The organism is Neobacillus sp. SAB-20_R2A (assembly GCF_049568635.1).
Lineage (GTDB): Bacteria > Bacillota > Bacilli > Bacillales > Cytobacillaceae > Neobacillus > Neobacillus citreus.
In genome coordinates this window covers 4,824,640-4,851,297 of sequence record NZ_CP145895.1, presented here as the reverse complement: position 1 = coordinate 4,851,297, position 26,658 = coordinate 4,824,640, and the positions used below count along the sequence as shown (strand labels likewise).

Genomic DNA, 26,658 nt, shown 5'->3' with positions numbered 1-26,658 from the left:
AAAATGGGGATTATTTGTTTTTAATGATGCGTGATTTTGCTAATGAAACACAAACCAACGGGGATGTTAAAAATGAAGGAATTAATTTCAGTAATAATGAGTACCTATAATGAGAAGGAAGAGTGGCTTAAAGGCAGTATTGAATCCATTTTAAATCAAACCCATTCACACCTTGAATTCGTCATCGTATTGGATAATCCTAATAATCTGCTGATAAAAAGAGTGGTATTTGAGTATGCAAAGAAAGATGAGCGGATTATTGTCATCGAAAATGATAAAAATATAGGACTGACTAATAGTCTTAATAAAGCCTTGGAATATTGTAACGGCGAATATATAGCCCGAATGGATGCAGATGATGTTTCGGACCATCACAGATTAGAAAATCAATTATATTACCTAAAACAATATAATTTAGACCTTGTAGGATCTAAGATTAGGAGAATAGATGATATCGGCAGTATTATCCAGGAATCGTCAAATCATCCTGTTTCACATCATATTATTAATCGTGTTTTGAAATATGATAATTGCATTCCGCACCCAACCTGGTTAGTTAAAAAAGAAGTGTATGTTAATTTAAATGGCTATCGGAACCTGCATACGTGTGAAGATTATGATTTTCTTTTGAGATGCAAGAAAAAATTTCGGATTGGCAATTGTCATAATGTGACTTTGTCTTATCGGCTTAATCCGATTAGTATATCAAGATCGAATGCATTAAAGCAGCTTTTATCTGCTAATTTTTTGCAAAAGAATTTTAAAAACATTGAATTAATAACCCAAAGTAAAATTGACCAATATATCAACAAAAAGACCAATATAAAAGCTATGGAAAACTTTGATAAGGCACAGATTTATTTTAAGAAAGCATTAATATGCAAGGAGAAAAACCAATTATTTAAAATGGTACTAAACCTGATATTTGCTTTTACAACATCAAAATACTTTTTTATTAAGTGTAAAAATATGTTAGCTATTAGAATGATTAAATTAATCGAAAGATGAAAATTAATTTTCTAGAAGAACTCTTACATTACTATACAAGGAGTTTAGAAAATGATTGGACAGATAAAGCCGTTTAACCTAGTAACAGATTACTTGATTACAAAATTACAAATATCTGAAGATGCAAAATATGAAGTTTTAGAGATTAGCGCTAATGAACTAATAAAAGCTAATCGTTTAGATTTGATTGCAAAATACATGTATATCCTTTTTAAGGAGCAAGATATAAGGTCAAACTTTGCAACAGAAGTCTACACGAAACATTTAGAAGCCTTTTCAAAGGGTTCATTTAAAGAGCCTGGCAACGATAATAAAAATAGTTTGGAAGACTATATTACCGTTTTTGATGAAATGATTGATGACATTAAGTTTTATGGATTTGATGAGAGGATTTCATACATCCCTGTTGGCAATGATATGGGGATATTAGATGGTGCCCATCGAGTAAGTTCCGCTGCTTACTTTAATCAAACTGTGAAAGCTGTAAAATTCCGGGATATTCCCTCATCAAACTATAATTATGAATATTTCAGAAACGCATTATTAGATGAAAAATATTTGGATTTTATGGTCCAAAATTATTGTAAATTAAAAAAGGATATATATGTAGCATGCTTGTGGCCCAGTGCTGCCAGTCAAAGTAAGAGAGATCAAGCTTTTGAATTAATAAAAAAAACGTCTAAAGTTATTTATTGGAAAAATATCAATTTAACCTATAATGGGCTTCGAAATTTAATGATTCAAATTTATGGTCATCAAGATTGGATAGGCAATTATAGCAATCACTATTCGGGAGTTAACCGGAAGGTGGATTATTGTTATGGGGAAGGGAAATTCACCATTATTATCCTAGAAAACGATGATTTTGAAATAATTCTTAAATTAAAGGAAGATATTCGCAATATTTTTAAACTGGATAAACACTCCATACACATTACTGATACCGATCGGGAAGCAGCTCAAGTAGTAGATTTATTGCTAAATGAAAATTCGGTAAATCACCTAAACAATGGCTTGCCAGATAAGTACCCAAATACAATCAAGGACATATTGAAAATCAAAAGCAAAAATGAACATACAGAGTCGGTAATTATGTGTCCCAACGCTACATTGGCGGTTTATGGGATTGAGGATGTTGGCGGTATATTCCAAATGGACAAATCATTAAGCTCCGATGAGATCACAAAAATTACGCAGAAGTATGACTTTTTGTATGATACTAACAATTTTTTCGTTTACGATGAGTTGAAATTTATGTCATTACCAATTGCGCTGGAATATAGCGATATCGATTCCGATAAAAAGAAACATATGATTGAAAAATATATAACAAGAGATCATGCCTTAAGAAATAAGAGGCTTTTGAAAAACAGAATTAAAATAACGATAAGAAAGAAAACAGCTAAAATTTATGACTTTTTTATTATTTTTCTAAAAAAGGTTGGTTTATTTGAAATGGCAAGGAAAATTTATAAATCAATCAGAAGGGAAAGTATATGAAAGTCAGTGGAGCGGTCCTTTCTTTTCCGAAGACTTATAATAAAATGTCAAAGCCGGTCAAAGCATCAGTCTGGTTTATGGTGGGAAGTTTTCTGCAAAAGGGAATTTCCTTTTTGACGATTCCAATATTTACAAGGTTGTTATCAACAGAAGAATACGGAATTGTAAGTGTTTATACAGCTTGGTCCAGTATTTTGGTTATCTTCGCTACTTTAAATTTGTCTGGGGGTGTATATAATCGCGGCTTATTAAAATATGAAGAAAATAAATTTACAGCTTCACTGCAAGGCCTATCGACAGTATTTGCTATAAGCCTTTTATTAATTTACTTATTATTTCATAATAGTTTTTATGAATTCACGAAATTGTCTCATACTTTGATGCTTACAATGTTAATTTGTTTTATTTTTCTTCCAGGAATTAATTTTTGGTATGTTGGCCAAAGGTTTAAATTTGAGTATAAAAATGTGATTACAGTCACTATTTTTAGCACAATTTTAACAACTGTGGTAACAATAGCCGCCGTCTATTTCAGTGAAAACAGAGGTTTCATGAACATATTGGCTATGACTATTATGCCAGCGTTGATTGCTGTACCTTTCTATTTAAAAAACTTTTTAAAAGGAAAAAAGTTTTTTGACAAAGAAATATGGAAATATGCCTTAGTTTTTAATTTACCACTTGTTCCGCATTATCTGTCAAATTTGGTTTTAAGTCAATCAGACAGAATTATGATCAATAATCTTGCAGGCAGCAACTATGCAGCCATTTACAGCGTTGCTTATTCAGTGGCGATGATAATGATTATTTTGTGTGATTCAATTAATGCCTCGCTTACACCTTGGAGGTATCAGAAATTGGAACAAAAGGAATATAAAGAAATAGGTGATGCATCACAAAAAACCTTGATATTAATTGGCTCAATCATTGTGTTATTCAATATCTTCGCCCCAGAAATAATAAGGTTATTTACGCCGCCCAGTTATCATGAAGCAATTTGGGTTATTCCTCCCATTATTTTAAGCGTTTACTTTATCTTCTTATATTCTTTTTTTTCGAATGTGGAGTTTTATTTTATGAAAACCAAATTTATGATGTTGGCTTCAGTAGCAGCGGCAGCTCTAAATATACTGCTTAACTATATTTTTATTCCTATTTATGGGTATCTTGCAGCGGGATATACGACTTTATTCTGCTATGTTATTTTTACTATTGCCCATTTCGGTTTTATGAAAAAGGTTTGCAAAGAGAATATTGGTAATAGCCAAATTTATGATATGAAAAAGATTTTGCTCATTACTTTAACGATTTGTTTTTTAACGGCAGCATCAACGTTGCTGTATAACCTGATCATGGTGAAATTTATACTTTTAGCGATAATATTAATCTTAATTGTCGTTATGAGAAATAAAATTACAAATGTTATAAGAAAAGTGGTTGGGAAACGTGAAAAAGAATATTAGTGACTTTTATGACCAAAAAAGTTCAATTCACTTATTATTTCTTTGGAATAAGCATTTAGGGAGTAAACAAAAGGTAATTAATTTGCTAGCCAATGACTTTAAAATCATAAAGATTGTAAAAATTATTTGGACTGAGAAATATAAAGTTAATAATTATAACAGACTCTTTTCAGCTGATTTTATCAACAATAATTTTAAGATACAGGATATGGAAAATACCTTTGAGTGCATTATCTTTGAGGATAATAAAGCAAAATGGGGATGCTATAGTGTAGACGGAACTTTTTTGACAGATTGTAATACTAATATAGTTAATTTGAAAAATAAATTTTATCAAGATTTTAAATTTGATCAAGTGTATTTTTCTTATAATACCCCGATGACGATTCAATTGGGGTATTTGCTGTTTTCTCCACAAACTTTCATTAATATCCTAGACCATAATGACGAAGAAACTTTAACAATAGAACAAGATTTAGCAGGGGCAAATGAATGGCCTAGCTTGGTAGAATTTTTTGAGGTTATGAATAATTGTTCAAAATATGTGGTTTTAAGGAATTTTGAATTCCTGCCATATGAATTTGTTGATAATGATAAAGATATTGATGTTTTAACTGATGATGTAAAAAAATTCGCGCTCCTGGCAAATGCAAGAAAAAGATCGTTTGGAACCAGCGGCTACGAAATTTGTGTCAATGGTGAATGGATCCCGCTTGATATAAGGTATATCGGAGATAACTATTACGATTCTTCGTGGGAACATGATATGCTGAACAATTCAACCTATAGCAGCAATAATATAAAATGTATGAATGATTTAGATTACTTTTTTTCTTTGCTTTATCATTGCAAGGTTCAAAAACTAGAATTTAATATTAGATATGTTGAACTATTAAATAGGTTGGCAATGAAGATTGGACTGGAGAATTACGGAAAAAACCTAATTTATGATGATGAAAAAATTTCTATTCTTTTATATAGTTATATGAATAGTAAAAAATATGAATATGTTGAACCGATTGATAGGTCTATTACGTTAAACAGAAAATTTATCGCTAAGCTATTAAAGTATTATGAAAAAAATAAACCGGCGGAAAGGAAAGGTTTAAAATTTCTTTTGCTTTTCTATAAGCTTTTACCAAGTAATATAAAAGCACTTATACCTTCAAAATATAAGCAGCAAATGAAGAACTCAACTTAATTGGCGATGTTGGACTACCCCCCCATTATGTATAGCTGGTGACACAGTTGTACGTAATGGGGGGCTTTTCTTTTTTTATATATGTTTATTAAATCGATAAAAAGACGAACAGGTTTACCTGTTCGTCTTTGCAGCATAGACTCTATTGAATTAATTTGCCATCTGTCCCGAAGTTATAGGTTACTCCGTTAATGGTGTACAATCCGGTTTTCATAATGCCGGAATCAGCACCAAAGTAATAGGTATCACCTGAGATGGTTTGCCAGCCCTTTCTCATGATCCCATCAGGACCAAAGTAATAGGTGTTGCCTGAAATCTTCTGCCATTCGGTGCGCATTACCCCATCATCACCAAAATAATAGCGGTCTTTTTGATAGGTTTGCCACCCGGTTAGCATGACATCATTTGCGTAGAGGTAAGTTTTATCTCCATCTTTAACCCACTTATAGGTAATCAAAGCTCCATCTGATCCGAAGTTATAGAGTACCCCATCAACGGTGTACCAGCCAGTTTTCATAATGCCGGTATCAGCACCAAAGTAATAGGTTTTGTCAGAGATGGTTTGCCAGCCTTTTCTCATTACTCCATCAGTACCAAAGTAATAGGTGTTGCCTGAAATGGTTTGCCATTCGGTGCGCATTACACCATCATCGCCCAAATAATAGCGTTTATTATCGACGGTTTGCCACCCTGTTAGCATCGTTCCATTTTTATAGAGGTAAGTTTTATCTCCGTCTTTAACCCACTCATAAGTAATCAACACGCCATCTGTCCCGAAATTATAGGTTACTCCATCAATAGTATACTTGCCAGTTTTCATAATGCCGGTATCAGCACCAAAGTAATAGGTGTTACCTGAGATGGTTTGCCAGCCCTTTCTCATTACTCCATCGGGACCAAAGTAATAGGTGTTGCCCGAAATGGTTTGCCATTCGGTTTGAATGACACCATCTACGTAATAGTAAGTATTGCCCCCCTCTGTAATAAACCCATTTTTAACCAGCGGAGTCCCGGAATCAATTGGCGGTAAAGTTCCACTGTTTATTTGGTTCAGAATATCTTGTGCTTCTGGGTCAGGAGCATAATTGCTAACAGTTAAAAGCTTTCCGTCGGCAGTTTTTACGACACCATTGGCATCGAAGGTTACATTTAAAAGGCCAAGATATTTGAGATTGTAGCTAGCCTGAACAATAACCGTCGGTTCAGTTTTATTAACAATCACAGGTGGACTTATTTTCTCATGTGAATGTCCTCCGACGATTATATCTATTCCATTTACATTATTGGCAAGACTCAAGTCAGTACTGTAACCTAAATGGGAAAGGGCGATAATTTTATTAACTCCCAGACTTTTTAATGCTTCTACAGTTGCTTTGGCTTTATCTGTTGGATTACTAACAGGTACAGGATAATTATAGGAAGTAGTAAGCAACCCGAAAATACCCACTTTTTCCCCGTTGACGTCTTTTATCATCGCTGGGTAGAGTTTCCCGCCTGTAGGGGAAGTGGTGATCGTGTTTTCAGAGAAAGGTCCTAATAACGGGTCACCTGATACATTGACATTGGCACTTAATACAGGGAAATTAAGTCCTCTCATGAAGTCCGCCAGTACATAGGTACCATTGTCAAATTCATGATTTCCTAACGTCATAGCATCAAATTTTAGATTATTCATAAACCATGTGTCTGCTTTTCCGAGGTACTTTGTGTAGTAGTCGGTTCCATAAAATACATCGCCTGCATGTAAGAGTAATGCATTTGGATAACTGCTCCGAAGTTGTTTCACAGCAGTTGTTAACATTGGATACTGCTCTACATGCGAATGTGTATCATTTACATGCATTATTGTTAGAGTAAAATTGCTTGTTGGTTGGGTTGGTTTTGTTGGCTTGGCTGCTTGGGCATTGTCCATATATGGTAAAAAGTAAAAGGACAAAAATGCGAGCATTGCCATTATAACTAATCTTTTCCTAGCCTTCATTCACTAAATTCCCCCCTCATTTTTCCAAATTGTTTTCCTGATAAATCACATTGTAAGCAACATCTAGCTGATTTAAAAGGTTATAAGTTTGTTTTTTTGTGAGTAATTCACCTCCTTATATTTATCATGTTTTGTAAGTTGTCAGGGTAGCCTTTCGTAAATTACGCCTGGTGGTTCTGTATAAAGAACAATTAACTCAGAGGAAAATAGGAGAAAATCCCCAGGTGGGCTATTTAAATATATATGCTAACAGGTAATTTTATTTACTAGGTCCTTGAAAAAATTTTGTTTATTAAAAAAACAGGATAAGCTAAACGCCTACCCTGTCTTCCTTTAAACATTCAAAAACTTCACACAAACCGGATGCGGCACTTTAACATCCGACTGCAGCAATGTCAATCTTCCTGAATCTTCATCCCTCGCAAACAGCACAAGATTCCCCGATTCCTGATTAGAAGCAACAATAAACTTCTCGGAGGGATCCAGTTCAAAATCCCTTGGCCAATCTCCTTCAGTAGACGTATGCTCAATAAACGTCAACTCACCAGTTTCTCCATTGACACTAAAGACAGCAATACTGTTATGCCCGCGATTTCCCGCATAAACAAACCGGCCATCGGATGAGACATGAATCGCGCTTCCTTGGTTATTCTCTTTAAAATCCTCCGGAAGAGTAGAAATATATTGCTTTTCAGTAAAATGGCCATTTTCTGGGTGATAGGTCAGTACAATAACCTCCGAACTAAATTCTGTCATCAGGTAAGCAATGCGGCCGTTTGGATGAAACGCCAAATGACGCGGCCCGCTGCCTGCTTTTAATGGCAACAACTTCACTTTTGTTAGTGTGCCGTCATCCTCCACCTGATAGGTTATCAGTGCATCAATCCCCAATTCGACCACCGCCAAATAATTTTCATCAGGGGTTAGGCCGGCATAGTGGGTATGAGCTTTTTCCTGTCTTGGGTCCGGCCCGCGGCCTTCATGCTTTATACTTGAAGCGGCAGACTGAACAGATCCGTCTTCCCGGTTAACAAGATGAGACTCGACAGTACCTTTATGATAATTCGCAGTAAAGACGTAATTCCGCTGGCTGTCGACACTAACATGGCAAGGCGGTGAACCCGGTGCCATTTGCCGGTTTATAGCTGTCAATTCACCGTTATCATTTATTGAAAATGCAGCAACGCCGCCAACGTCCCCTTCTTTCCCCACTGAATAAAGAAAACGATTATCTTTGCTAATCGTTAAGTATGTAGGGTTTTCCAGCTCCGCTGCTACTTTCAAATTTTCAATCTTTCCTTCCTCGGCATTTAAGGTAAAGGAGTAGACACCTTTGCTTTCTCCCTTTGTGTAGGTACCGATATAACCCATATAGCTGCTGTTAATCGTCATATTTGTGCTCCTTTATAATCATAATCTAACTTATTTTATCAATTTTAGTTGAAAGTTATAAAAAATAACACCAGAATGAACTGGCTAGTACAATAAAACTAATAACGGTAAAACCAATTATTTGATTTATTCCAATAGATAAGTAATATTAAAACTATCTGGGAAAATAAATTCATCACATATATAACAGTTTTTTCGAAGGAGTCTGATCATGGCAAATAATAAAAAAACAAATACGAAGAATTCGTCATCGAAGTTTATCTTTTGGGTAATAGGGTTAATCGCTATAGGTGTTTTGGCACTTATTTTTTTGGGCAACCACTCTAAGGATAAAGAAGCAGTTAAATCAAATGAGATTGACTACAGCCACCAGCCGTTCTTAGGTAAGGAATCTGCCCCAGTATCCATCATTGAATTTGGGGATTATAAATGTCCGTATTGTAAGCAGTTTTCTGCATCTGCTGTCCCGTTTATTGAAAAGGAACTGGTGGATACGGGAAAAGCTAAATTCTACTTCTTTAATGATTCCTTTATTAATGTGGATTCTGAGCGTTCAGCGAAATTTGCGGAATCTGTATATGCGGTTCTTGGAAACGATACATTCTGGAAGTTCCATGAACTTCTTTATAAAAAGCAGCCTGAAGATCAGAAATATGAAAAAATCGATCTTTATACGGAAGAGTTCTTAACTGATACACTAAAGGAAGTGGCTAGTGACAAAGAAGTGGATAAGGTGGTTAAGCACTTCAAAGACGACAAATCGAAGGATGCCTGGCAAAAGGATATGGATTATGTGAAAAAGTTAAATGTTCAAGGAACTCCCGCATTATTTGTTAATGGTAAAAAGTTCGAAGGTCAATCCATCGACGACTTAAAAGAGATGGTCGAAAACGCAGCGAAGGGGAAGTAATATGAACAAATCCCTGCTTCTTTCCTGGATTGCGGCGCTTATCGCCACTTTAGGCAGCTTGTATTTTAGTGAAGTTATGCATTTTATTCCCTGTACGCTGTGCTGGTATCAGCGGATATTTATGTACCCATTGGCAATTATGTTAGGAATTGCTGTCTATCGAAATGATCTTGACATATATAAATATGTACTGCCATTATCAGTCATCGGTATGCTGGTATCCGGCTACCATACACTGCTTCAAAAACTTCCTTTCTTACAAAGGTTTGAAATGTGTACAAGCGGCGTACCGTGCTCCAAGGATTATATTAACTGGCTTGGGTTTATTACGATTCCTATCTTAGCCTTCGTTGCATTTACAATCATAACAATCAGCATGATAATTCTGGCGCGCAGCCAAAAGGAAGAGACTATCCGCGGATAGTCTCTTTTTCATAGGCGCTGCTGTTCCTGTTGTTTTACCTTTAATCGTTCTTCTAAAACATGCACGATTTGCAGGAAATGATCAGCCTCTCTAACGACATGGTCGGCTAACAGCGGGTCGATGACATTTCTAATTTGGCAGGTCTTAATAAAATCCAGGCCGGCTTGCTTGAAAGCACGCAGTTCCTGAGTGGCACTTTCACTGTCTTTATTGAGTTTTCCAATAATAGGATACGTAGGGCTTTTTTTATACAACATTGATTCAACATCACGTGCCTGATTTAGGAGGACCTCAAAATCATCCCCAAATTTTCTGGCGGTAATCACCAAATTCCGTTCAGATTGATCGAGAAGGGAGGCGATAAAGCGCGAATGCTCCATCATAATTTTTAGCCAAAAAACATTTTCTTTGATAATCGCATCCTGGATAGGGTCTAATATTCCATCATTTAATTTTTTTAAAGTCCTCATAAAGTATTCAGCTTCACGGGCGATATGGTCCACAAGAAGCGGGAAGTTAAACCCCATGACTTTACAATTAATGATTAAGATGAGCAGGTTCCGCTTAAAATTCCGCAATCCTAATACTAACTGAATGGTATCTTCATTTAATTTCCGTACTGCTGTTACATTATAAGGCGTTTGATGAGCCCTTTTTTCCTGCTCTGCAAAGTAATGATAAAATCGGTCCGTTTGTTGGATAAGCTGCTTGTCTTTTCGATTGAAGCCTTCCCCTAAAAAATAGGAATGCTCCTTCATAATACGCAGCCAAAATTTATTCTCAGTTAAAGAACGTTCAATAAACATTTGCTCTGTAAGAGATTCGGGTGGTGCTGCAAAGTTTTCTGGGGCAGTTAACATTTTGTTAAATTCCTGTTCGCTAAGTCCTTGATAGACCATGAGCCGCCCTCCTTAAAACACGCATAGTACATTATATTGATGCTTTTAGTGTTTATGTTAGGCCTGCTTGGTCCAATTTTTAAGAATTCTTACGTTAATTCAAGTAGCTTGTTCAATTTCTTCTCCTGAAAGCCTAATACCAGTTTTCCATCAATAAAGGTAGCGGGGGTAGCGAAAATTTTCTTTTCCTTTAACTGATCCAAGTACTCTTTATTATTAGAAGCATTCCGCTCTTCAAATTCAATTTCCTTTTCTTTTAAAAATGTTTTTACCTGATCGCAGTAAGAGCAGCCATTGCTGCTATATACAATTACTTCATGTGTGGACACCTGAAAAACCTCCATATACAATCTTGTAATTAAAGATAATCAATCACTTACTATATTACAAGCTTGAAACATTATGTAAAAAAAGGACCGGAATCATCCATTTTCTCCAACCACTGGATTAACAAATAAGTTGGTGATTAATACCAAAGAGCATGGGGAGCCTATTATGCTAGTTACTGCACGAGTTTTCCATTTTTTAGGCAATGAATAAGTGTGTTACAACTGATAGCCTTGGTTGTAGAGAAAACGAGCTACGAATTTAGGAGGTTATCAAATGAATAAACTTAAAAAACTAGTGATTGCAGCCGGGTTAATGTTATCAATGTCAGCTTTTACTTTAAATGGACAAACAGAAGCAGCAACAACTACACACACAGTACATTATGGTGAGACATACTGGAATATAGCAAGAGGATTCGGTGTTCCTGTTAATAGCTTAATGGCTGCGAATAATAGCAGACCACTGATCGCCGGTAAAAATATTACTCTGCCAAACTCTCCAGTTACTGCGGCAGACAAAGAGTTAATGGCACGTTTAGTCCGTGCTGAGGCTGTTGGTGAGCCATATGCAGGTAAGGTCGCAGTGGCAGTTGTCGTCTTGAACCGAGTAAAAAGTGATCAATTCCCAAATAGCGTTAGAGAAGTTATCTATCAAATTTCAAATGGACACTATGCGTTTACTCCTGTAGAAAACGGTCAAATCAATCAGGCGGCTGATGCCGAATCAAAAAGAGCTGTCAACGAAGCATTAGCTTTAATGGGTAAAGGGAATGGTTCTCTATTTTTCTATAATCCTAATACCGCTCAAAGCTCTTGGATTAAATCACGTCAAGTGACTGTAAAAATCGGCAATCATGTATTTGCAAGATAAGCTTAGTATGTCCAATAAAATAATTTTTTAATAAAAAGCAGCGGATTCCAACAATTGGAATCGCTGCTTTTTTGTTCCTTAATTTAGATGCTTCTAATAGCCGTGTGATTGGATGAGTTGATATAATGGAAGCAGTACAAAAGGGAAGGGGAGAATGCAATGGATACTTTAGGACAGAAATATCAAATTTACCCAATGTATCTTGATGGTAAATGGGTTGGCCAAGATTATGAAACGTTAACGGAAGTCGTAAACCCGGCGACCAAGGAAGTCATAGGAGCAGTACCAACCGGAGGTGCTTTTGAAGCGGAGCAGGCAGTCGATGCGGCCCACAAGGCATTTAAAACCTGGTCGAAAAAAACGGCTGAAGAACGCTATCAGCTCCTCATGAAATGGTACCAGTTGATTGATGAGAACAAACTTGAAATCTCTAAAATTATGACAATGGAGCAAGGCAAGCCGTTAAAAGAGGCAGTTGGTGAGGTCCAGTACGCCAATAGTTTCATTTCTTGGTTTGCTGAGGAAGGCAAGCGGGTTTATGGGGAAACGATACCTGCTTCTCATCCAAACAAGCGCATTCTCGTACGCAAGGAGCCTGTAGGTGTTATTGCGGCGATTACTCCTTGGAACTTCCCTGCGGCGATGATTACTAGAAAAGTGGGTCCTGCGCTTGCAGCCGGTTGTACGGCGGTAGTTAAACCAGCTAATCAGACGCCTCTAACCGCGTTAAAGATAGCTGAACTTGCCCATGAAGCGGGAATACCAGAAGGCGTATTAAATGTGATAACCGGAAGATCCTCAGAAATCGGGGATGTTTGGTTGAAGGACCCTCGTGTTACGAAAATTACTTTTACCGGTTCGACCGAGGTCGGTAAAACATTAATGAGGGGCGCTGCCGAAACTGTGAAAAAAGTATCACTTGAGCTTGGCGGAAATGCACCGTTTATCGTTATGGACGATGCCAATTTAGCAAAGGCAGCGGCTGGCCTTGTCCAATCAAAATTCCGCAATGCCGGACAAACCTGTATTTGTACGAACCGTGTCTATGTTCAGGAAGGTGTAGCAGAGGAATTCACGAAGCTATTCCAAGCGGAATTGGAAAAGCTTAAAGTAGGAAATGGACTTGAAGACGGTGTTGATATCGGTCCATTAATCGACCAAGCCGCCCGCAGTAAAGTGGAAGAACTCTTACAAGATGCAATCGAAAAGGGAGGCAGGGTCGTTTATACAGGACTAAAACCGGCGGAAGAGAAGGGTTATTTCTATGCCCCAACAATTTTAACGGATGTGCAGGATGACATGGAATGCATGAAGGATGAAATCTTTGGCCCGATTGCACCGATTGCGACCTTTAAGACGGAAGAAGAAGTGATTGAACGTGCTAATAATTCAAACTATGGTTTAGCTGCTTATGTCTATACCGAGAATTTGAGCCGATCGTTTAGAATCACGGAGCAGCTTGAATACGGTATCGTTGGTCTCAACGATGCACTGCCTTCAGTTGCGCAAGCACCGTTCGGCGGATATAAGGAAAGCGGTATTGGCCGTGAAGGTGGTCATTTCGGAATTGAAGAATTTTTAGAAGTGAAATATATTTCCATCGGTTTGGACTAAAATAAAAAACAAGCCGTGCACCAGAATGAACACCGGCGCACGGCTTGTTTTTATTTTTGCTATCACTGAATCTTCTCTCTTTTTACTTTTATTCAGTTCGTTTACTGTGGTACGATAACGTATAAAAGCAGACAGGGAAATGGGGGAATAGGAAATTGATTAAAAAGATTTTATTCGACGTTGACGGGGTTCTATTAAGCGAGGAACGTTACTTTGATGCATCGGCACTAACCGTCTGGGAGATGCTTATAAGCAGTAATTACTTGGCTTTATCACCTGAAAAATTCAAAACAGATTATAACGATAAAGAAATAGAAGAAATTCGAAATGTTGTATTTGAAAATGATAAAATCCTGAAATTCCAAAAATCACGCGGCCTAAATGCCAACTGGGACATGATTTATTTATCATTTGCCCACCAGCTAATTCATCTACTTTCACAAATCAAAGAATATGAAATTGAAAACATTAGAAAATGGTGTCAAGCACCAATCAATCATAAAACCTTACTTGAGATTGGTGGGGTGTTGAATAATTATTCGGTTGAACTGGATTTTGGTTTGTTTGTGAAGGAGTTTGAGAGGTCCGAGGCAACTAAGCAAGAACTGCTTGATTATTTGAATGTGCTGACCTTTGAGAAGCTTGGTGTGGAAACCTCTAGTTTTCAAAAAGGGGAGCTTTGGTCTGTATGTGAGCATGTTTCTCAGGAATGGTATGTGGGCGATGACAATATTATTGCTTCAACCGGCAAGCCTTCTGTTCAGAAAGGCAAGAAAGGCTTTTTAGTTAATGAAACAACATTGGCTCCTAAAGAAGATATAGGAGAGCTATTTCAATTTTTAACAGCCTCGGGGATTGAGATTGGGATTGGAACAGGCCGTCCCGAATTGGAAACGATTCAGCCATTTCAACACTTGGATTGGTTAAAGCATTTTGATGTGAGCCGGATTGTGACTGCGGATGATGTCGCCAAGGCTGAGCAGGAAATTCCAGAAGGGAAATCTTTATCAAAGCCGCATCCGTATACCTACATATTGGGTCTGAATCGCAAAGATCTGTCCGTGCAGGAGTGTTTGAACACGCCGCTGCCAATCAAGGATGGATATTCTGTCCTGATTGTGGGGGATTCATTGGCAGATCTTCTCGCTGCAAGGCAAATGGGTTGTCAATTCGCCGCCGTGTTAACCGGGTTATCCGGGAAAGACGCCAGAAGTGAATTTGAGAAGCATAAAGCGGACTATATTCTCGATTCTGTGCTTGATTTAAAGGGAATTTTATAGAAAATAACAGGGCTGCCCCTATAAAAGGAGCAGCCCTATTCAAATCCCAAAAATCAAACACTCTCCACAGCTTGCGGCTCAACGCGGCCTGCCTCAAACGTATCGACATTTGATAACTCCAAAAATTGTGCTTCGTCTAAACCAGGAATTTGGACAAGTTCACGGCTGACTTCAGTACCGAGCGTCTTATCAAGTGTTAACACCATGATGGCCTCGCCGCCAACTTCTGTACGGCCAACCTGCATCGTACCGATGTTGATTTGATAGTCTCCAAGTAAAGATCCTACCTTTCCAATCATCCCCGGCACGTCCTGATGTTTAATATATAATAGATATTTCTCAGGCTTCACGTCAATCCGGTATTGATTAATCTTTACAATCCGGGCACCGTAGCCATTTAACACAGTGGCCCCAATCCGAGCCGTTTCATCACCTTGCGAAACAGAAAGCTCCAAATAATTGGCAAAGCCTTTATTCGTAGCATTTTTCTGCACATTATAGGAAACGCCCTGCTCCTTCAATAAATGAAGCACGTTGATGAGATTGACAGAATCGCTTAAATGATAGGATAAAACACCTCTAAGCATTGTCCGTGTCAATAATTCTGTATCCTCATCGATTAGATCACCATAATAATTGATTTCTATTTTTGTAGGTGCAGAGTTTTTCAATAATTGAATGACAAGCTGGCCCACTTGGTCGCCAAGGACTAAATAAGGCTGGAGCTTGGCTTGCGTTTCGCCTGACATTTGCGGCATATTTACCGCATTTTGGATCGATTGGTTTTCAAAAATCTCAACGATTTCCGCGCTGACTTCTTCTGCTACTTTCTCTTGTGCCTCAACGGTAGAAGCGCCAAGATGCGGAGTAACGATAATATTCGGATTTTGCAATAGCTCTGGGTCACCAACCGGTTCTTTTTCAAATACGTCAAGGGCAGCACCGGCAACATGGCCAGATTGAATAGCCCGAACCAAGGCTTTTTCATCAATGATACCGCCGCGGGCACAGTTCACGAAGCGGACGCCTTTTTTCGTTTTGCTTAAAAATTCATCATTAATAATTCCGCGAGTATCATTAGTCAGCGGTGTATGGATGGTAATAAAATCAGCCTCGGCCGCAATTAAATCAAGGCTTGCTTTGGTAATGCCAAGCTTTTTCGCGCGGTCTTCCGTCAAATATGGGTCAAAGCCCAAAATATTCATGCCGAAGCCTTTTGCTCTTTTGGCCACTTCAGTACCGATCTTGCCCATACCAACAACACCAAGTGTCTTTTTGTACAGCTCCACTCCTTTAAAAGAGTTGCGGTCCCATTCACCGCCGGAGGTCTTTTGGTGGGCTTGCGGAATTTTTCTTGCCATCGCCAGCATCATCGCCAATGTGTGCTCAGTTGCAGCAATCGTGTTGGCACCAGGTGCGTTAATGACGATGATCCCTTTCTTGGTAGCAGCGTTGACATCAATGTTATCCACGCCGACACCTGCTCTAGCAATGACACGCAGGCGGCCTGCTGCCTCAAGAAGCTCTCCTGTTACCTTTGTTTGGCTTCTCACAATAAGGGCGTCGTAATCACCGATAATCTTTTTTAATTCATCTGTAGGCAGTGTTGGCTGTCTTTCTACAATGAAATTGGCATGGTCGACCAAGCATTTTAAACCTGTCTGGCTGATTCCGTCGGTTACAAGCACTTTGTACATTTTTAAAACCTCCAGTTTGTTTTTTTATAAAAATTTTAATAGCTTACGGTATTTCATTGAAAAATAAAAAACGCCCCTCATAACAGACACAGTGGTCGTGTTATGAGGGACGTAAGTTAACGTGGTGCCACCCTCTTTTGCCGCAACACCGGTGCGGCCTCTAAGCAAATAACGGGTTGGTTATACCCGGGCTAGCCTACTAAAATTTCAGCAGCCAGTTCAGAAGGGCTGGGCATTATAGAAATTAGCACCGGTTCGCAGCGTCCACCGGCTCTCTGAAACTATTTCCTATTGCCGTCTTCATCATCACTTTTTCATTAATAGAACACACCCAATTGAGTGAAATTTCAAAATTCAACTGAATATAGGCATTATTCTACATCCCGCTTTCGGGCTTGTAAAGGGGTTAAATTCAAAAAAATTTGCCAGTTTTCTCTGAAAATTTTTACTCAAAATAAAGAACCTTGCTATAATGCAATAGTAAGCGATTACAGCGGGGAAAAGTCAGAAATATATCTATTGTAAAAAAATGAACAGACCCTTATAATGTCTACAATAGAAATACAATTGTTCACACCAGAAGGACATAGGAACGGAGGGGAAATGGGTGAAAGCAATTTCGATTGGATTACTGGGGTTGGGTACCGTTGGCTCAGGTGTTGTCCAAATTATTAAAAATCATCAGGATAAATTAATGCACCAGGTGGGCTGCCCAGTAACGATTAAAAAAATTCTGGTTCAAAATTTAATTAAAACTAGACCTGTTGAAATCGAAGCAGGATTATTAACGAATAATGCTGATGACATCTTATTGGATGAAGAAATAGATGTTATCATCGAGGTTATGGGCGGAATTGACGCCACAAAAGACTATTTGATTACGGCCCTCCGTCAAGGCAAGCATGTTGTGACTGCCAATAAGGATTTAATGGCGCTCCATGGCTCCGAACTGTTAACGGTGGCATCAGAGTATGGCTGTGATTTGTTTTATGAGGCGAGCGTGGCTGGCGGTATCCCGATTCTTAGAAGTTTGGTGGATGGCCTTGCTTCTGATCGTGTTACGCAAATGATGGGGATTGTCAATGGAACAACAAACTATATTTTAACGAAAATGAGCAATGAAGGCCGCTCCTATGATGAGGTGCTGAAAGAGGCGCAGGCTCTCGGTTTTGCTGAGACGGACCCTACATCTGACGTTGAGGGATTGGATGCAGCACGTAAAATGACCATCCTTGCTACATTGGGCTTCTCCATGCACATTGATTTAGAGGATGTAAAGGTGAAGGGCATTTCTGGCGTAACGGAAGATGATATCCGCTATGGGAAACAGCTTGGCTATACAATGAAGCTGATTGGATATGCCCACCGTGAAGGAGAAAAGGTCGAAGTCAGTGTCGCACCTACCTTCTTGTCTGACAATCATCCGCTTGCTTCCGTTCAAAATGAATACAATGCTGTTTATGTGTACGGTGAAGCTGTGGGGGAAACGATGTTTTACGGGCCTGGAGCAGGCAGTCTGCCAACCGCAACCTCCATTGTTTCTGACCTTGTCGGTGTAGTGAAAAATTTGCGGCTCGGCGTGAATGGGAAAAGTGCGGTCACTCCGCAATATCCAAAGCAATTAAAGGATGATAACGAAAAATATTCAAAGTACTTCCTGCGTATCCACGTCCGCGATGAAGTTGGTGTTTTTGCCGATATAACGACGATTTTTGCCAAGTATGGGGTCAGCTTTGAAAAAATTCTTCAGCTGCCAATCAAGAAACATGAAACATCAGAAATTGTCCTAGTAACCCACAAAGCTTCTTTAACAAGCTACGATGGAATTCTACAGGAGTTAAATGACTTGCAAGCTGTAAAAGAAATAAAAAGTGCATATAGAGTGGTGAGGAAAACGATATGAGATGGCCAGGATTAATTGAAGCATATAAAGAATTTTTACCAGTAAATAATGAGACACCAAGGCTAACGCTAAATGAAGGAAATACCCCGCTAATTCACTTGCAGAATCTTTCCAAGGAATGGGGAGTAGAGCTTTATGTAAAAGTAGAAGGAGCCAATCCAACTGGTTCCTTTAAGGACAGAGGAATGGTAATGGCGGTTGCCAAAGCAATTGAGGAAGGCAGCAAAACTGTCATCTGCGCCTCCACCGGAAACACTTCAGCTGCCGCTGCAGCATATGCAGCCCGGGCGGGTATAAACTGTATCGTTGTGATTCCGGAAGGGAAAATTGCCATGGGCAAACTTGCTCAGGCGATGATGTATGGGGCCGAAATCATCTCCATTGAGGGAAATTTTGACCAGGCTCTTAAAATGGTACGAGATATCAGCGAAGTAGAGCCAATCACATTGGTTAACTCAGTTAACCCTTTCCGTCTGGAAGGGCAAAAAACAGCTGCATTTGAGGTTTGTGACCAGCTTGGTTCAGCACCTGAAATTTTAGCGATCCCGGTTGGAAACGCCGGTAACATCAGTGCTTATTGGAAAGGCTTTAAAGAATATAACAGTAAAAAAGAAACTGGTCTGCCAAGAATGTTCGGTTTTGAAGCTGCAGGGGCCGCCGCTCTCGTACATAACCGCGTGTTTGAAAATCCGGAAACAATCGCAACAGCGATTCGGATTGGAAACCCGGCTAGCTGGGATTTGGCGGTTAATGCAGTAAAAGAATCTAACGGTCAGTTTGATGAGGTTACCGATGATGAAATCGTCGCGGCTTATAAAAAATTAGCATCCACGGAAGGTGTTTTTGCAGAGCCGGCATCCTGCGCTTCCATCGCTGGTGTTTATAAATCATTACAAAACGGGAAAATCGCCAAAGGCACCAAAATTGTCGCTGTTCTTACAGGAAATGGCTTGAAGGATCCGGACACAGCTATTCAGAGCAGTTTGGTGAAACCTGTTGTATTGCCAAACGATGAAAAGGCTGTGGCAGAGCATATTCGAGGGGTTGTCGGGCATGCCGCTGAATAATCAATGGTTGATCAAGGTTCCGGCAAGCACAGCCAATCTTGGTCCGGGATTTGATTCCATGGGACTTGCGGTAGATCTGTATTTAACTTTAGAGGTGGAGAAAAGTGACCATTGGGAATTCTTTTCTCCTAACCCTGAATTAAACCAGCTTCCAACTGATGAAACCCATTTTATTGCACAAATTGCCCTTGAGACAGCTAAGAAATATGGAAAAGAGCTAACTCCTTGCCGTGTAAAAATGGAAAGTGAGATTCCCTTGGCACGAGGACTAGGTTCCAGCGCTTCTGCTATCATTGCAGGGATTGAACTTGCTGATATCGTGGGTGGCTTAGACCTGACAAAGGAGGAAAAGCTTCTATTGTCAACGGATATAGAGGGCCATCCGGACAATGTTGGGGCATCCCTTTATGGGGGCCTTGTCATCGGAAGTTATCGGCAAAACGAAGTGGAGATGCTGAGCTTTACCAATCTTTCCTTTGAAATGGCTGCGGTTATTCCAAAAGAAATCTTATTAACTAAGGATTCACGTGGAGTACTGCCAAATAGCTTTTCGATGAAAGAAGCGATCGAGGCTTCTTCAGCTGCGAACGTATTGGTGGCATCCCTGTTAAGTGAAAATTGGGAAATGGCCGGAAAAATGATGGAACGAGATCGGTTTCATCAGCCTTATCGGAGACCGCTGATTCCTTTTTATCAAGACGTTGAACAATTTGCAAAAGAGAATGGGGCATTCGGAACAGCATTAAGCGGCGCAGGCCCAACTGTCCTTTGCTTTGCTGAAAAGGGCAATGGCCGTCAGCTGGTTACAGATATCCAAAAGGCCTTCCCGGAAATGACCGTAAAGCTCTTGCAAATTGATTCCTCCGGCAGCAGAGTCTGTGAAACAGCGAAACGGAAGTAATTTAAAACAAAGCAAAAAGAGGCTGAATCATTCAGTCTCTTTTTGCTTTCTCAAATATTCCTCAAAATCGCTTTTATTTAATGGTCTACTAAATAAATAGCCCTGCATCAAACAACAATCTCTAGAAAGTAAAAATTCCTTCTGATATTCCTTTTCAACTCCTTCTGCAATTACTTGAAGCTTTAAGCTTCGGCCCAGATTAATAATCGCTTCGGGAATCTCGGAGTTCTCAAAATCTTCTTCGATATTCTGAATAAAGGATTTATCTATTTTTAAGCAATCGATCGGTAAATCTTTTAAATAGCTTAAAGACGAATAGCCCGTCCCAAAATCATCAATAGAAATGGAGATTCCTAAACTTTTAAGTGTACGAAGTGATTGAACAATTTCTCGTGAATTATTCAAAAGAATGCTTTCTGTAATCTCAATTTCAAAACAGTCAGGACGTAATTCACTATTGGCAAGAATTTCTTCAATTATCGTGACCAACTTGCGTGGTTCCTGAAACTGCCTGGCAGAAAAATTTACCCCTACTGATAACGGAATAGGCCTATTCCTGTTCCAGACGCTTACCTGACTGCAGGCTGTTTTCATCACAAATTCCCAGATTGGCTGAATTAATTCTGTTTCTTCGGCAATCGGGATAAAAATTTCCGGTGAAACAACACCCAATTCATCATCCGTCCATCTCAGCAATGCTTCAACACCAAAGATGGTACCTTCTTTTACATTCATTTTTGGCTGGTAATAGACTTCTAATAATTCATTTTCAATCGCTTTTCTTAAGCGAGCCTCAAGATGTGGTCTTTTTATATTCGCCTTTCTTAACTGTTCTGAAAAAACAACAACTTTGTTTCCTCCCATTTTCTTCGCCGTATACATGGCCGTGTCTGCGTAGATAATGAGACTTTCGATATTATCTGTGTGCTCGGGGTAGATGCTGACACCACAGCTGGCTCCCATATAAATTTCTGTTTCATCAAGAAAATAAGGGGCTTTAAGGTTGGTAATAATGCTCTCTGCAGCACTCTTTGTATCTTGTAAATTATAATTGAACAATAAAATAATAAATTCATCGCCGCCCTGCCTGATGATGAAATGATTTTCATTATTGGGCAGGCTGTCCTTTATTCGGCTGGCAGTCATTTTGAGGATTTCGTCCCCTTTGGAATGCCCAAAGGAGTCATTAACTTCCTTAAAACGGTCCATATCCATGAAAATAACCGATAAGGTTTCTCCATTTTGATTCGCCCTATTTACAATCGAAGGGAGTTTTTCTTGAAAATATCTTCTGTTAAGCAGTCCTGTTAACGCGTCATGATTCGCTTGGTATTCGATAAATTCCCTGCTCTGCTGGAGGTCCGTTACATAGTTGTGCAGGTCCATAGACAAGGCATTAACGTTTTCCGCCAGCATGCCAAGCTCATCTTTTCGTTTTAAATGAAGGTTTTTTCCAAAATTGCCTTTGGCAATTTCATTGACCCGATCCACAATATAACCAATCGGCCTGGTAATAGAGTTTGAAAAAATAAAGCTGATAATTAACACGATAATCATAATGATGATGGAAAGCAGGATATGAACCTTCAGTTCATGCGCCAATTCGTTTTCTATCAGGCCATAATCATAGACAAGGCCAATCACAAAGGCTGTGCCATTGGCAGAAGCAGGAACAAAGGTTTTCATTACGCTTTTTCCATTTAATTGGGCTTTGTAGGATTGTGTTTTTCCCGTTTTCATTGCTTTTTGGACTAAAGGAGTATCCTTTTTATAGTTTTTGTACTTTTTATAGTCACCGTACCACCAAGGTCGGGCAGAAATGCGCATATAGCTGTTTCCGTTTAAAAAGACGAATTCCTTCTTTTTTCCGAAATTCTTTGGATTAAAAACAGTTAACTCCAAAATGCCTTTTTGCTTGGTATAATCTTTAATAAATTTTGTAGGGCCAAAAAGATCTTCGTATTCAATAGCTTCGCTGTCCCGGAAATAAGGGTTAATGATATAATTCGTTGTCCCATCATAATAATAGCCCCATTTGTCAATGTGATCCGGATTTGAAGAGGCAACTTCGATCGGTCCCGACCAATAATTTGGCAGTGTTAACCCCTTTCCGACCGTAACTGGCTTTAACGCAAAAAGCTGCTGATAGGCATCATACCAATAGCCCCATCCCTTGGTGGACATGTTAATTTCTTGAGGGTCGGATGATTTCACGCCAATAATGTCATCCTTTGTCTTTGCCATTAAAGTAATGTGTGAGACACCGACATCCTTGGCTATTTTTTTGAGCTGCTCGTTTGAGACATCCTCCCAGCGGGACGGAAGCTGATCCTTGATGGCGAGGGAGGCAATCCGTAAATCCCTGCCAAGAATATCTTCAACATATAAGGAGCCCTTGGTTGTATTTTTGACATGATAGGAAATTTCATTTGTGATCATGGAAATCTCTCGATTGTTATTACTAATGAGCTGATTTTTTGACCGAATATAATGAAAGGCATTATTCGTAACTAAAATGATAAATACAAGCAGACAAAATAATAGCGGAAGTTTTTTCTTTATAGACAAGCTTTAACACTCCAATGAGCAGCATACACTTCCTTTTAATAAGGTGTGTATGCTGTTGTAGATTAGGGGACAGATTAACCCTTTATTCCATGGAGCCATTCTTCATAGCATTCATCACATAGCGTTTCATGCCTTTCTTGATCGGCTGAAACAAACGAAACTTGATGAAGATGTTTTTCCTCAAACTGGTTTGTGCAATAAAAGCATGTATCAGGCATTTTCTATCCTCCTTTATAAATATAGATAGTTTAGTTTCTTCCCGCAACCTTAGTTTTATAATAGAAAAAAATCTTTCAGTAACTCGTCCTATGATCTCCCAATATGGTAAAATAGTGTAAAAATTGGGAATTTTTTTAGAAGGGGAGGCCTTCAAGTATGAAGCTTCCAATTATTCAAACGAAGCTGCGGGTTCCTGCGGTGAAAGATGAGTTTCTAAGAAGAGCAAATCTTACGAGGAAGCTGAAGAAAATACCAGAACATCCCTTAACTATTATTCATTCCGGGGCTGGCTTTGGAAAAAGCACCGCACTTGCCTTGTTCATGAAGGACGAAAATATTAATGGCTGCTGGTATTCCATCTCTTCTATGGATGATGATATCCTTCCGTTTCTGTCTCATATTATCCATTCCATTCGAAAAGCTGCCCCTGAGTTTGGCAGAGAGTTGTTAACCTTTGTGGAAACCACAGATCGTTATATCCGCAATGAAGAAATAGGTTTCCTCTGTTCTTTGTTTATTAATGAAATCCTTGAAACCAGTTCTGAAATCATTTTGATTTTGGATGATTTTCACCAAATTGAACAGTCCTATACCATTAATAGTTTCATGGAAAATCTTCTCGAGCATATCCCCGCCAATTTGCATATTGTGATCTCCAGCCGAAGTCGTCCGGTTTGGAAGCCCCTTACAAAAATGAAAGTGTGCGGACAATTGCTGGAAATTACCAAAGAGGACTTAATTCTGACCATCGAGGAAATGGAATTGCTCTTGTTGGACTTATATGGCCTGGAGGTGGAGCATCATCATTTATTAGCTATTTATCAAGTAACAGAAGGATGGATTATTGCCACATGTATGATTGCCCAGCAAATTCCCTTGAAACAGGACATTTCCGCTTTAATTGAGCAATCTTCCCTGTCCCTGCATGACTTTTTTCAGTATCTAGTTTTGGAAGTGTTTTCAAAGCAGCCGCCCATCATTCAGCAATTTCTTGAACAAACATCTATTTTTGAGGAAATTGAAGAGGAATTATGTGATGAGGTCATCGGCATTCAAGCGGCCTCAAGTATGTTGGAACAGTTAAAAGACCGAAATCTGTTTATCCAAAAAGTCGACTCTAAGCATTATCGTTACCACGCATTATTTAAGGATTTTTTAGAAAATCATTTTGAAAAGAATCATCCGGAAAACTTTATCTTCCTGCATGAACGATGTGCTCGTTTTTATGAAAAAAGGGAGCTTTGGGAAAAGGCACTTTATCATTACAAAAAAATAAAACAGTTTAAAGCGATTGCCTCCATATTACAGGAAAAGGGCTTTCACATGCTGGAAAGCGGTAAATTGGAAAGCTTAGCGGATTTGTTAAAAAAAATCCCTGAGGATGAGTTCGATACCTACTATCTTCTTTGGCTATTGAAAGCGGAGGTATACCGATACCGTTCCCAATATCTTGATGCCGAAGAATGTTATCAAGAGGCTTATGAAGGAGCCCGGAAGAGAATTGACTTCCTCGGAATGAGCAGGGCTTTAGAAGGAAAAGCAAAGATTTACTTGGACACGATTCAGCCTCAGCGTGCAGAACAGCTTTTATATGAAGCGATTGCCCACCGCGAAAAAAGCAGTAGCCCCGTGGAGGAGAGCGGCAGACTTTATGAATTATTATCCGAGAATCTGCTTAACTCCGGGAAAGCAAAAAAAGCGGAGGTTTGGCTAAAAAAAGCCAAGGAGTCGACTATTTCCAAGCTTGACGGAAGCCTCGAGGCAAGATTGTATCTACGAACAGGACGGTTTGAGGAAGCAAAGAAATTTCTATATATGAAAAAAGCTGAAGTGAAGAATGTTCAACTTTCTTCCCTGCCGCAGGCACACCGTGAAATTGACTTATTGCTTTCCATTATCGAGGCTTTTACAGGAGAAGGGAATAAAGCAAAGGAGCTTGCCCAGGCAGGCATCCAGCAGGGAATCAGCTTGAAGGCTCCATTTGTGGAGGCCTGCGGGTGGATTAGGATGGGGCACGCTGTTCAAATTTTGAATAAATATGATTCTTCGTTAGCGGAAAACTGCTATCAGACGGCACTAGAATTGATGGATAAATTGCAAGTTGACCGTGGTAAGGCAGAGCCATTAATGGGACTTTGCATTTTATATGGCGTCAGAGGGGAATTCGAACGGGCGATGATGGCCGGAAAACGTGCTTTGCAGGAGACGGAAAGAGTGAATGACCTTTGGCTTTCGGCCATGATTACGCTTGGCATGGGGATCACTTGCATTCATAATGAACGATTCTCAAAGGCCCTGGATTACTTGGAACAAACGAATACCATGTTTGTACAATGTGAGGACTCTTTTGGTCAAATGCTCAGCAATTTCTGGCTGGCCTATTGTTTTCACATCGAGAAAAATCGGGAACAATTCAGAACAGCAATGCTTGAGTTTTTAAATATTGTTCAAACACACGAATATGAATTCATTTTTCATAAAAGATCTGTCTTTGGTCCAAGAGATTTGCAGGTGTTCATTCCTATGTTAATAGATTGTTTAAAAGAAGACGGACAAATAGGATATGCGGCCAAAATTCTGCAGGATATGGGAATTGCCGCCTTAGAATCCCACCCCGGTTATTCCATCAGGGTCCAAACCCTTGGGCAATTCAGGATTTGGCTGGCGGATAAGGAAGTCGGTGAAAAGGAATGGCAGAGAGAAAAGGCAAAGGAACTATTTCAATTATTGATGACTACCGGTGAATTAATTTCAAAAGAAGAGATTATTGCAATCCTTTGGCCAAATCAAGAGCGAAAAAGTGCTGACCGGGACTTCAAGGTGGCCTTAAACAGCCTGCAGAATGTCCTTGAACCCGCACGGAAGGCAAGGGCTGCCCCTTTTTTTGTGATAAGAGAAGGAAGCTTCTATGGATTAAATCCGCTGGCGGTGATTGAATTGGATACAGTCCTTTTTCAGGACTTGATTCAAAAAGGGCTTCAGGCAGCAGAACCTGAGAAAGGGCAGCTTTTTTTGGAAAAGGGCTTAAAGCTCTATCAGGGGGAGTATTTGCCTGACCGCCGCTACGATGATTGGTGTATCAGCAAAAGGGAGAGGATGCTCGTTTATTTCCTAAGAGGAGCGGAAAAAATGGCGCAAGCCTATGTTCGTCAGGAAAATTATGATGGGGCCATTTTCTGGTGTGAAAAAATATTGGAGCGGGACCGTACATGGGAAGAAGCATACCGGCTGCTCATGTACTGCTACTATCGTAAAAATAACCGGCCGCAGGCCTTAAAATGGTATCAAAAATGCACCGAGGTTCTCGAAAAAGAACTAGGTGTTTCTCCGCTTGAGCCAACAAGGCATATGCGTGACATGATTATGGAATCTGACAGCTATATACAGCCAATCTGACAGCCTGAAAAAAAAGGCTGTTTTTTTTGTAACTT

The 26,658-nt window shown here is 39.2% G+C and carries 20 protein-coding genes and 1 other annotated feature; of the genes, 13 read left to right on the top strand and 7 right to left on the bottom strand.

From position 1 onward, the window contains the following. Positions 1 to 72 precede the first annotated feature (72 nt). The 4 genes from V5M37_RS23895 to V5M37_RS23880 are packed head-to-tail and all read left to right on the top strand — an operon-like array spanning position 73 to position 5,172. Positions 73 to 1,008, top strand: coding sequence for a glycosyltransferase family 2 protein (locus V5M37_RS23895; RefSeq protein ID WP_423799415.1), 936 nt, complete (start codon positions 73 to 75; stop codon positions 1,006 to 1,008). 51 nt (positions 1,009 to 1,059) lie between these two features. Next, positions 1,060 to 2,508 carry a hypothetical protein gene (locus V5M37_RS23890; protein ID WP_423799414.1) on the top strand — a complete coding sequence of 483 codons (1,449 nt, stop codon included), beginning with the start codon at positions 1,060 to 1,062 and terminating at the stop codon, positions 2,506 to 2,508. Then, positions 2,505 to 3,971: a lipopolysaccharide biosynthesis protein gene (locus tag V5M37_RS23885; RefSeq protein ID WP_423799413.1), complete on the top strand. Its 1,467-nt coding sequence runs from the start codon at positions 2,505 to 2,507 to the stop codon at positions 3,969 to 3,971. The genes V5M37_RS23890 and V5M37_RS23885 overlap by 4 nt, the downstream gene beginning before the upstream one ends. Next, entirely contained in the window at positions 3,955 to 5,172 is a 1,218-nt protein-coding gene (locus tag V5M37_RS23880; protein WP_423799412.1) for a hypothetical protein, read from the top strand. Before V5M37_RS23885 ends, V5M37_RS23880 begins: the two co-directional genes overlap by 17 nt. Before the next feature lie 142 nt (positions 5,173 to 5,314). Here V5M37_RS23880 and V5M37_RS23875 read toward each other — a convergent pair whose 3' ends face one another. Both V5M37_RS23875 and V5M37_RS23870 read right to left on the bottom strand, forming a co-directional pair. Then, positions 5,315 to 7,153 carry a metallophosphoesterase gene (locus V5M37_RS23875; RefSeq protein WP_423799411.1) on the bottom strand — a complete coding sequence of 613 codons (1,839 nt, stop codon included), beginning with the start codon at positions 7,151 to 7,153 and terminating at the stop codon, positions 5,315 to 5,317. A gap of 333 nt (positions 7,154 to 7,486) precedes the next feature. Beyond that, positions 7,487 to 8,545, bottom strand: a complete 1,059-nt coding sequence (locus V5M37_RS23870; RefSeq protein WP_423799410.1) for a lactonase family protein — start codon at positions 8,543 to 8,545, stop codon at positions 7,487 to 7,489. A 211-nt stretch (positions 8,546 to 8,756) separates the two neighbouring features. On the opposite strand from V5M37_RS23870, the gene V5M37_RS23865 reads away from it, so the two are divergent. Next, positions 8,757 to 9,455, top strand: a complete 699-nt coding sequence (locus tag V5M37_RS23865; RefSeq protein ID WP_423799409.1) for a DsbA family protein — start codon at positions 8,757 to 8,759, stop codon at positions 9,453 to 9,455. A gap of 1 nt (position 9,456) precedes the next feature. Further along, complete coding sequence (locus V5M37_RS23860) at positions 9,457 to 9,879, top strand: disulfide oxidoreductase (protein WP_423799408.1); 423 nt, start codon at positions 9,457 to 9,459, stop codon at positions 9,877 to 9,879. Positions 9,880 to 9,887: 8 nt separating this feature from the next. Here the strand turns inward: V5M37_RS23860 and V5M37_RS23855 are convergent, their stop codons facing one another. Then, positions 9,888 to 10,778, bottom strand: coding sequence for a DUF2935 domain-containing protein (locus V5M37_RS23855; protein ID WP_423799407.1), 891 nt, complete (start codon positions 10,776 to 10,778; stop codon positions 9,888 to 9,890). Positions 10,779 to 10,867: 89 nt separating this feature from the next. Continuing rightward, complete coding sequence (locus tag V5M37_RS23850; protein WP_423799406.1) at positions 10,868 to 11,107, bottom strand: glutaredoxin family protein; 240 nt, start codon at positions 11,105 to 11,107, stop codon at positions 10,868 to 10,870. Between the two features lie 274 nt (positions 11,108 to 11,381). Between V5M37_RS23850 and V5M37_RS23845 the strand changes: the two genes are divergently transcribed. The 3 genes from V5M37_RS23845 to V5M37_RS23835 all read left to right on the top strand — a co-directional run bounded on the left by V5M37_RS23845 (position 11,382) and on the right by V5M37_RS23835 (position 14,872). Further along, entirely contained in the window at positions 11,382 to 11,978 is a 597-nt protein-coding gene (locus tag V5M37_RS23845; RefSeq protein ID WP_423799405.1) for a cell wall hydrolase, read from the top strand. Positions 11,979 to 12,173: 195 nt separating this feature from the next. Next, positions 12,174 to 13,592, top strand: coding sequence for an NAD-dependent succinate-semialdehyde dehydrogenase (locus tag V5M37_RS23840; protein ID WP_423802678.1), 1,419 nt, complete (start codon positions 12,174 to 12,176; stop codon positions 13,590 to 13,592). Between the two features lie 155 nt (positions 13,593 to 13,747). Beyond that, complete coding sequence (locus V5M37_RS23835) at positions 13,748 to 14,872, top strand: HAD family hydrolase (RefSeq protein ID WP_423799404.1); 1,125 nt, start codon at positions 13,748 to 13,750, stop codon at positions 14,870 to 14,872. 53 nt (positions 14,873 to 14,925) lie between these two features. Here V5M37_RS23835 and serA read toward each other — a convergent pair whose 3' ends face one another. Beyond that, the gene (gene serA / locus V5M37_RS23830; RefSeq protein ID WP_423799403.1) at positions 14,926 to 16,569 is read right to left on the bottom strand and encodes a phosphoglycerate dehydrogenase; all 1,644 of its coding nucleotides are present in this window, start codon (positions 16,567 to 16,569) and stop codon (positions 14,926 to 14,928) included. 102 nt (positions 16,570 to 16,671) lie between these two features. Then, positions 16,672 to 16,885: a binding site (T-box leader), on the bottom strand. 291 nt (positions 16,886 to 17,176) lie between these two features. On the opposite strand from serA, the gene V5M37_RS23825 reads away from it, so the two are divergent. Genes V5M37_RS23825 through thrB form a run of 3 tightly spaced genes read left to right on the top strand, consistent with a single transcriptional unit; the run spans position 17,177 to position 20,440 of the window. After that, entirely contained in the window at positions 17,177 to 18,472 is a 1,296-nt protein-coding gene (locus V5M37_RS23825) for a homoserine dehydrogenase (protein WP_423799402.1), read from the top strand. Then, positions 18,469 to 19,539, top strand: coding sequence for a threonine synthase (gene thrC, locus V5M37_RS23820; protein WP_213144442.1), 1,071 nt, complete (start codon positions 18,469 to 18,471; stop codon positions 19,537 to 19,539). Before V5M37_RS23825 ends, thrC begins: the two co-directional genes overlap by 4 nt. Then, a complete protein-coding gene (gene thrB / locus V5M37_RS23815) occupies positions 19,526 to 20,440 on the top strand; it encodes a homoserine kinase (RefSeq protein WP_423799401.1) in 915 nt (304 codons plus the stop codon). The genes thrC and thrB overlap by 14 nt, the downstream gene beginning before the upstream one ends. 27 nt (positions 20,441 to 20,467) lie before the next feature. Here thrB and V5M37_RS23810 read toward each other — a convergent pair whose 3' ends face one another. Both V5M37_RS23810 and V5M37_RS23805 read right to left on the bottom strand, forming a co-directional pair. Continuing rightward, positions 20,468 to 23,008: a bifunctional diguanylate cyclase/phosphodiesterase gene (locus V5M37_RS23810; protein ID WP_423799400.1), complete on the bottom strand. Its 2,541-nt coding sequence runs from the start codon at positions 23,006 to 23,008 to the stop codon at positions 20,468 to 20,470. Between the two features lie 74 nt (positions 23,009 to 23,082). Then, positions 23,083 to 23,226, bottom strand: a complete 144-nt coding sequence (locus tag V5M37_RS23805; RefSeq protein WP_423799399.1) for a hypothetical protein — start codon at positions 23,224 to 23,226, stop codon at positions 23,083 to 23,085. A gap of 157 nt (positions 23,227 to 23,383) precedes the next feature. On the opposite strand from V5M37_RS23805, the gene V5M37_RS23800 reads away from it, so the two are divergent. Next, positions 23,384 to 26,623 (top strand): BTAD domain-containing putative transcriptional regulator, encoded by a 3,240-nt coding sequence (locus V5M37_RS23800; RefSeq protein WP_423799398.1) that lies wholly within the window; start codon positions 23,384 to 23,386, stop codon positions 26,621 to 26,623. Positions 26,624 to 26,658 lie beyond the last annotated feature (35 nt).